Raw genomic sequence first — 1,428 nt, 5'->3', positions numbered from 1 at the left:
GCCGCTGCGGATCGTGTTCTGCTGGTCCTTGCGCGTATCGAGCGTGTCGCTGCCGCGCTTGATGCCCACCGTGTTGGCCGTGCCATTGCCGCCCAGGTCGCCCAACTGCATGATGTTGTGGGTTTCCTTGAGCACGGTACCGTCCTGGCCGCTGACGATGTCGATCTTGCCCGCGCTCGCGCTCAGCGCAATGTCGCCCGTGGCCTTGATGCCGCTGCCCTGCACCAGGATGTCGCCCTTGTTGCTGACCAGTTCAACCTTGTTGCCGTTGATCAGGCTGGCCGTCTGCCGGGTGCTCGTTTCGCTGCCGCTGTCGTCGCCGCGCTTCTGGTTGTACGGCGACAGGGTCACGCCGCCGCTGTTCGGCCCGCCGTTGATGGAACGCGTGATGTCGCCCAGGCTCGTGCCCGCCGTGCTGAAGGTCGATGCGCTGGCCGTCGCCGCGCTGCTGTCGCTACTGCGGTCCGTCGATGCTTCCACGGTGATGTTGCGTTCGGCGCTCAGTTTTACCAGGCCGCCGCCATCGATGCGTGAACCGCGCACGGTGATGTCGCCATCGACCGGCTTGCCGTCCGCGCCCGTCACGCCGTTGCCGCGCGCCGCCAGACGGATGTCGCCGGCCGCCGTCAGGCTGCTGCCGGACTGCGTCTGCCCATCGTGCACCGTGCTGCTGCTGGTCTGGCTCTTGCCGAACGTGACCGCCACTTGCGGCGCGGTCAGGCTGCTGTCGGCCAGTTCGGAGAGCGTGCCGTTGACCCTGCCGAACTTGCTCTTGTCCTCCTTGATCTTCTTCAGGTTGCGCAGGGTATCGACCGGCGTGCCGACCACGGCCACGGTAAAGCTCTTCGACGTGGTGTCGAGCGAGCGCGTTTCGTGGCGTTGGTCCTGCCCCGGAATGACAGTGATGTTCTGCGCCGAGATATCGATGTTCCCGTTCAGCAAGGTCTTGTCGGTTTCCAGGCGTCCGGCGATCAGGTCGCTGCCGGCAATGGTGGCGTTCTTGCCCGCGTTCAGGACCACGTTGCCGCCAGTGCTGCCGAGCACGCTGCCCGTCTCGCCCTGGGTGGCGAAGCTGCCGTCTTCGCGCGCATTCACGGTTGACGATCCGGCACTGACACCCACGCCGTTCTTGGCGCCGGACAAGCCCGATTGCTTGACCGTGGTCGCCTGGCTGTAGGTGCCGGTGCTGGTTGCTGCCAGCACATTGATATCGGCGCCGGCAGTGACGCTCAAGTTCGTGTCGGCAAGCACCGACGAGCCGGTCACATTGACATTGCCCACCAGGTCCTTGCCGTTGCCGGCGGCGATGGCGATGCTGTTGCCGGCAATGCTGCTGCCCTCGGCCTGCCGGGTGCTCGATGTACTGGACGTCGTCGTGGTCTTGCTCTTGACCAGGTTGCCGCTCTTGCTGTAGCTGTCGTTCAGGCT

At 65.5% G+C, this 1,428-nt stretch carries 1 protein-coding gene; it reads right to left on the bottom strand.

Annotated elements, in window-relative coordinates; genetic code table 11:
* The coding region (locus tag PO883_RS34410; protein ID WP_289313795.1) for a hemagglutinin repeat-containing protein at nt 1-1,428 on the bottom strand (1,428 nt) is incomplete at both ends.

The sequence above is a fragment of the Massilia sp. DJPM01 genome (assembly GCF_030348125.1).
Lineage (GTDB): Bacteria > Pseudomonadota > Gammaproteobacteria > Burkholderiales > Burkholderiaceae_D > Telluria_A > Telluria_A frigida.
Note: the sequence above shows the minus strand (reverse complement) of the source record. Positions and strands in the feature narration are given on the sequence as shown.